Genomic DNA, 6435 nt, shown 5'->3' with positions numbered 1-6435 from the left:
CCCGGGCCGGGCCCTGGGCAGCCTCGCGAAACCGCCGCGCCGCAGCAGTTGGGGCCGGCGCAGGCGCCTCCTGTCGCCCCGCTCGCGTCGCCGCCTTCCGCCGAGGTGGCAACGGACGCCGCGGGCTGGCCCGACCTGCTCGCCGGGCTGGCGTTGCGCGGTCCGGTCCGGGAGCTGGCCGCGCATACCGCATTCGTCGCTCATGCCGATGGAGTGCTGCGGCTGGCGCTGCCGGCCAGCGACGACCATCTGAAGACGCCGTTGCTGGTCGACCAGTTCGCCCAGGCCCTCGCGGCGAGATTCGGCGCCCCTCCGCAGATCCGTTTCGAGGCGGCGCCGGAGGATGGGGCCGAGACCCTCCACGCGCGCCATGCGCGCCAGCGCGATGCCCGCCAGAATGCCGCCGAGAGCGCGTTCCTGGCCGACCCGGACGTGCAGCGGCTGATGGCGCAGCACGGCGCGCAGCTGGTGCCCGATTCGATCCGTCCGCTGGACGAGCGCCAATAGAACGAAGGGGTGGCGGCCAGTGCGGGCCTGCCGGCATCCCAGCCTTCCCACCGGCCCCGAGGTAGCCCCATGCGTGGAAACATCGCCCAGTTGATGCAGCAGGCGCAGAAGATGCAGGAAAACATGCAGCGCGCCCAGGAGGAGCTGGCCAACATCGAGGTCACCGGCGGCGCCGGCGGCGGCATGGTCAACGTCACCCTGTCCGGCCGCATGGAGTGCCGCAAGGTGCGCATCGATCCGAGCGTGCTTGCCGACCCGGAAATGGCCGAGGACCTCGTCGCGGCCGCGTTCAACGACGCGGTGAACAAGGTCAACGCCGAGTCGCAGGAGCGGATGGCGGCGGCCACGGCGGGCATGGCCATGCCCCCGGGCATGAAGATGCCGTTCTGAACGCCGCGGGTCGGGACGTCGCCCGCGCATGAGCGCCCTGCTCGAGCAGCTGGTCGAGGCCTTCCGGGTGTTGCCCGGGGTCGGCCAGAAGACCGCGCAACGCATGGCCTATCACGTCCTTGAGCGGCAGCGCGAGGGCGGCGCGCGCCTGTCGGCGGCGCTGGCCGAGGCGATCGAGCGGATCGGCCACTGCGAACGCTGCCGCGATTTCAGCGAGTCGCCGATCTGCGCGGTGTGCGCGAGCGCCTCGCGCGACATCCACCAACTGTGCGTGGTGGAGTCGCCTGCCGACCGGCTGGCGATCGAGCAGGCCACCGACTACCGCGGGCTGTACTACGTGCTGCAGGGCCGGCTCAGCCCGCTCGACGGCATCGGCCCGCGCGAGCTCGGCCTGGACCGCCTGGCGGCGCGGCTGGGCGAGGGCGAGGTGCAGGAACTGATCGTCGCCACCAATCCCACGGTCGAGGGCGAGGCCACCGCCCACTACCTGGCGCAGCTGGCGCGCCAGCACGGCGTGCGCCCGAGCCGGCCCGCCCACGGCCTGCCGCTGGGCGGGGAACTCGAGTACGTCGACCGCGGCACCCTGTCGCACGCCTTCGGGAGTCGGAGCGAGGTGCCTTGAAGGCGGGTTCGGTGATTGCTGATTGGTGATTCGCAAGAGCGCCATGCGCCGGTATCGAACGCCATCCGCTATGCTGCAAATCACGCATCGGAATCACGAATCACGGCCACCCATGGACACCATCTTCCACAAGATCATCCGCCGCGAGATCCCGGCCGAGATCGTCTACGAGGACGAGCACCTGGTCGCATTCCGCGACATCGGCCCGCAGGCGCCAGTGCACGTGCTGTTCGTGCCGAAACAGACCATCCCGACCCTGGACGCGGCCGGGCCGGAGCATGCCGAACTGATCGGCCGGCTGGCGCTGGCGGCGGCGGAGTACGCGCGCAGGGAGGGGTTCGCCGAGGCCGGCTACCGCGTGGTCATGAACTGCAACGGGCACGGCGGGCAGACGGTGTACCAGCTGCACCTGCATCTGCTGGCCGGCGCGCAGCTCGGGCATTTCGGCGCCGCCTGAACGGCACCGCCGCGGTCCCGGCCCGCCAGCCGCGCCGTCAGCCGATCACCACCACCACCAGCCGTGGTGCCAGGGATACGGATCCTGGTGCACGATCACCCGCACGTCCTCGCGTTCGGGCCACAGATACACCACGTCCGCGGCCACCCGGGGGAACCGGTAATCGTACTCGCCGATGCGGCGGTTCTCGTAGCCGTCGATGCGGCCGGTGAAGGTGACCTCGCGATCGGCCGCGAACACCGCCGGATCGTAGAAGCCCTCGCGGCAGGCCAGGAAACGCCCGCCGGTGGCCTCGCTGCCGCGGTCCGGACGGCCGCTGGCGTCGAGCCGGGTCGACAGCATGGTGAAGCAGGTCCGCGCGGCCTGCGGTTCGACCTCGATCACGCGTCCGCCCCAACGTACGCTGGCGCCGGTGCGGTCGCCGGCGGCCGCGTCCTCGGGGGTGATCGCCGGGTAGTCGCCGCGCAGCGGGGCCGGCTGGGTGACGCAGCCCGCCAGCAGCGCACCGGCCAGGAGCGCAGCAGCGGAAGCGCGGAACTTCATCGGGACTTCCTTCATCGTGATTTCTCCGGGGCCTGCATGCGATCGGGACGGTGCGCGAGCAGCTCGCGGGCCAGCGCCCGGGCCGAGCCGGCATCGCCACCCCCGGCAGCGTAGCGCCACCGTTCGAAACGTGCGCTGAGCGCCGCCAGCCGGGTCGCGCCGGGTCGGGCGGCCAGCACCCGGGAGACCCAGCGGCCGGCCGGTTCGTGCGGCTCGCGTCCCAGGCCGAGCCGCGCGTAGCGTGTACCCAGGCGACGCCAGGCGCGCAGCACCGGGTCGCGTTCGCGTTCGCCACGCGCCACCAGCCACAGCATCCACGCCAGGGCCGCGCCGCCGAGCGCCGAGAACAGCACGATCAGCTGCGACGGCGAGAGCCGGTCGATGCCCAGCGGCTGCAGCAGGCGCTGCTGGCGGGCGGCGTCGAAGCCCAGCACGAAGTCGTTCCAGCCGCGCCGCATCCAGTCGCCGAAGTCTGTCACCGGGCGCATCCGCACCAGTGAGTCGAACCCGCCCTGCGGCAGGTCGTCGACGGTGTCGTAGATCCGTTCCGGCGCCACCGCCGCGGTGGGGTCCACCCGGACCCAGCCGCGCCCCGCGAGCCACACTTCCGCCCAGGCGTGCGCATCCATCCGCCGCACCACCCAGTAGTCGCCGAAACGGTTGTAGTACCCGCCGACGTAGCCGGTGACGACCCGCGCCGGGATCCCGGCCGCCCGCATCATCACCACGAATGCGGAACTGTAGTGCTCGCAGTAGCCCTGCTGCTGCTCGAACAGGAATTCGTCCACCGCGTGGCGCCCCGCCAGCGGGGTGGCCAGGGTGTAGACGAACTCGCCGCGGATCCACTCGAGCATCCGCCGGACGATGGCCGCGTCGTCGGCGCCCGCCTCCTGGCGCCATTGCCGCGCCAGCGCCACCGCGCGGGGGTTGAAACCCTCGGGCAGGCGCAGTGCCAGGCCGCGGTGCATCGGCGCGAGCTCGGGTTCCAGGGTCCGCGGCGGCGCCGAGCGCATGCGCCAGCGCCGCAGCGAGCTGAGCGGCCGCTCCGCGCTCATGCTGTAGTCGTGCGCCATCCGCACGCCCTCGGGGGCGGCCAGCGGCAGTTCCAGCGCGACCACGTGGCGGCGGTCGGTCGGCTCGGCCTCGACCTCGTATTCCCAGACCGGGGTGCCGTGCGTCGCCTCGGCCGGGGGCAGGCCGTCGAGCCAGTCGGCGCGCGTCCAGCTCCGCCCGTCGTAGTGCACCAGCACCGGCCCGCGCCAGTACATCTGCTCGCGCGGCGGCGCCGCGCCGAGGAACTGCACCCGCAGCGCCGGCGAATCGTCGCCGAGCAGGTCGATCCATTCGCCGGGCGTCATGGTGTCGGACAAGCCTGGGCGCGCCACCGCGCGTTCGGGGACGCCCCACAGCGGCGTGCCGATGCGCGGGAACAGCCAGAATGCCGCCAGCGCCAACGGCAGGCCGACCGCCATCAGCCGGGCCACCGTGGCCAGCCGGCGCCAGGGCCCAGGCGCGGTGGCCGCGGGGGATGCGGATTCCAGTTCCGCGAGCCGCAGCAGCGCCGCGAGCACCAGCGCCGCCCCGCCGAGCCCCAGCAGCAGGGACAGCGGGCCCTGGTCGAGCAGGAACGTGGCGAACGGCGCGAACAGCGCGAATCCCAACAGGCTGCGCCCGTCACGGAGGGTGAACAGCTCGACCGGCTTGAGCGCCAGCATCGCCGCCAGCATCGCGCAGCCGGTATCGCGACCGAATGCGAAACGCGAGGTCGACAGCACCAGGCCGATCAGCGCCAGCGCCAGCAGCAGGCGCAGCCAGCCGGGCACGCGGAAGCGCCACGAGACCGCGGCCACCAGCAGCGCCAGGGTCCCGATTCCGATGCCCGCCCGGCCCGGCAGCTGCAGCAGCAGCGGAACCAGGCAGACCGCGGAGGCGGCCAGGGACCAGGCGCGGCTGCCGGCGTCGAGCGGCGGCGACGGGCGCTCAGCCATGTGCCGGGGTCTCGGGCAGCAGCGCCAACGCGCGCAGGCAGGCGTGGCGGTGCTGGGTGCCGCCGGCCGGGCCGAGCGGCGGCTGCCCCGGCAGCAGCAGGCGATAACGGCGCTGGTCGCGCTCGGCCTCGTCGACCCAGCGCGCCAGGCGCCGGATGCGGTCCTCCCAGGGCAGCGCCCCCAGCTGGCGCCAGTCCAGCACCACGTCCGTCCCCTGCGGCTGCTCGTATTCGCGCACCAGCAGAGTGTCGCGGCGCGCCGAGGGCTTCCAGGCGATGGCCCGGCGGGAGTCTCCGCGGCGCCAGCCGCGCAGGTGGTGGACGTCGTCGCCGGAGGGATGCAGGCGCGCCTGGACGTTGTCGCCGGCGCCCTCGGGCAGCGGTGGCCCATGCGGTTCCGGGGCCGGGTAGACCAGCGCCGGCGCTTCCGGCCAGGCCCAGGCCCAGGCGCGGGCGAGCCCCAGCGGGCGGGTCGTGGAGATCCGGATGCGCTCCAGTTCGTACCAGCCGCGGCGCTCCGTCGGCAGCTCCAGGACCGCCTCGCCGGCGCCCTGCTCGAGCGTTACGGTGGCGGCTGCAGGTCCGGTCTCGACCCGCAGCCCGCGGCGACCGGCTCTGCGCCGACGGCATGCACCGCCAGCGCGCTCAGTTGGAGGTGCGCGCCGATCAGGCTGGCCAGCGCGGTGCCGGCCAGCAGCATGCACAGCAGCAGCGCCGGATTGTTGTTGTAGTTCAGCGCGCCCACGCCCATGGTCGCCAGCAGCACGAAGAAGAACAGGCCGAATCCCGTGGGGAGCACGTAGACGCGGCGGCGGTCGAACACCACCGGCAGCGCTTCGGGCGCGCGCGGCCGCGCCAGCAGCAGCAGCCGGCGTGCGGCGCCGGCCAGTCTCCCGCCGCCGTCCCCGACGGCCGCCGCGCTCACGCCCGCGCCCCCGGGCCGGCGCCCGGCCGCGCCGCGCGGTCAGTCCACCGGGACCGCATGCAGGATCGCCTTGGCCAGTGCTGCGCTGTCGCCCGCCTCCGACTCCGGCACCAGCCGGTGCGCCGCCACCGCCGCGAACAGGGCCTGCACGTCCTCGGGCAGCACGTGGCGACGGCCGAGCAGCAGCGCATAGGCGCGGGCGGCATGGAGCAGGGCGATGCCGGCGCGCGGCGACAGGCCCACGCGCACGCCGCCATGGTGCCGGCTGCGCTCGACCAGCGCCTGCACGTAGTCGACCAGCGCGTCGCTGACATGCACCGCGCGCGCGGCCTGCCGCAGCTGCACCACCTGGGCCGCATCGAGCACCGGCCGCGCCTGTGCGATCAGGCCGCGGCGGTCGCTGCCGGCGAGCAGTGCGCGCTCGGCGTCGCGGCCCGGATAGCCCAGGCTCAGGCGCAGCAGGAAGCGGTCCAGCTGCGAGTCGGGCAGGGGATAGGTGCCGGCCAGATCCAGCGGGTTCTGGGTGGCGATCACGAAGAACGGCTCGGGCAGGCGGTGGGTACTGCCGTCGATGCTGACCTGGTGCTCGGCCATGGCTTCCAGCAGCGCGCTCTGGGTGCGCGGCGGCGCGCGGTTGATCTCGTCGGCCAGCAGCACGTGCGCGAACACCGGGCCGGGATGGAACTCGAACTTGCGGCTCTGCGCGTCGTAGACCGACACCCCCACGATGTCCGACGGCAGCAGGTCGGAGGTGAACTGCACGCGCTGGAAGCCCAGCCCCAGGGTGGCGGCCAGCGAATGCGCCAGCGTGGTCTTGCCCAGCCCCGGCAGGTCCTCGATCAATAGGTGCCCGTCGGACAGCAGCGCGACGAACGCCAGCCGGACTTCCTGCGCCTTGCCCAGGACCAGGGTGTTCACCTGCTGTTGCGCGGCCCTGAGCGCGGCCGCCAGATCGTCGGTTAGCATGTCGGCATGCGCGGGGGATACGGACATCGGCGATCTCC

The 6435-nt window shown here is 73.4% G+C and carries 7 protein-coding genes and 1 pseudogene; 4 read left to right on the top strand and 4 right to left on the bottom strand.

Annotated elements, in window-relative coordinates; all coding sequences use genetic code 11:
• The 4 genes from QFW77_RS00160 to QFW77_RS00145 all read left to right on the top strand — a co-directional run.
• A partial coding sequence (locus QFW77_RS00160) for a DNA polymerase III subunit gamma/tau C-terminal domain-containing protein (RefSeq protein WP_280572109.1) occupies window positions 1–507 on the top strand: 507 nt, incomplete at its 5' end.
• 69 nt (window positions 508–576) lie between these two features.
• On the top strand, window positions 577–897 hold the full coding sequence (locus QFW77_RS00155; RefSeq protein ID WP_280572108.1) for a YbaB/EbfC family nucleoid-associated protein: 321 nt from the start codon (window positions 577–579) through the stop codon (window positions 895–897).
• A gap of 28 nt (window positions 898–925) precedes the next feature.
• Complete coding sequence (gene recR / locus QFW77_RS00150; RefSeq protein WP_280572106.1) at window positions 926–1519, top strand: recombination mediator RecR; 594 nt, start codon at window positions 926–928, stop codon at window positions 1517–1519.
• A 112-nt stretch (window positions 1520–1631) separates the two neighbouring features.
• Window positions 1632–1976, top strand: a complete 345-nt coding sequence (locus QFW77_RS00145) for a histidine triad nucleotide-binding protein (protein ID WP_280572105.1) — start codon at window positions 1632–1634, stop codon at window positions 1974–1976.
• Between the two features lie 45 nt (window positions 1977–2021).
• Here the strand turns inward: QFW77_RS00145 and QFW77_RS00140 are convergent, their stop codons facing one another.
• The 4 genes and pseudogenes from QFW77_RS00140 to QFW77_RS00125 all read right to left on the bottom strand — a co-directional run bounded on the left by QFW77_RS00140 (window position 2022) and on the right by QFW77_RS00125 (window position 6424).
• Window positions 2022–2534 (bottom strand): Slp family lipoprotein, encoded by a 513-nt coding sequence (locus QFW77_RS00140; protein ID WP_280572103.1) that lies wholly within the window; start codon window positions 2532–2534, stop codon window positions 2022–2024.
• Window positions 2531–4507 (bottom strand): transglutaminase TgpA family protein, encoded by a 1977-nt coding sequence (locus QFW77_RS00135; RefSeq protein ID WP_280572102.1) that lies wholly within the window; start codon window positions 4505–4507, stop codon window positions 2531–2533. The genes QFW77_RS00140 and QFW77_RS00135 overlap by 4 nt, the downstream gene beginning before the upstream one ends.
• Window positions 4500–5395 (bottom strand): annotated as a pseudogene (locus QFW77_RS00130) (DUF58 domain-containing protein). The gene QFW77_RS00135 and the pseudogene QFW77_RS00130 overlap by 8 nt, the downstream one beginning before the upstream one ends.
• A 75-nt stretch (window positions 5396–5470) precedes the next feature.
• A complete protein-coding gene (locus QFW77_RS00125) occupies window positions 5471–6424 on the bottom strand; it encodes an AAA family ATPase (RefSeq protein ID WP_280572101.1) in 954 nt (317 codons plus the stop codon).
• Window positions 6425–6435: the final 11 nt, after the last annotated feature.

It is taken from the genome of Luteimonas endophytica, from assembly GCF_029887875.1.
GTDB lineage: Bacteria > Pseudomonadota > Gammaproteobacteria > Xanthomonadales > Xanthomonadaceae > Luteimonas > Luteimonas endophytica.
Note: the sequence above shows the minus strand (reverse complement) of the source record. Positions and strands in the feature narration are given on the sequence as shown.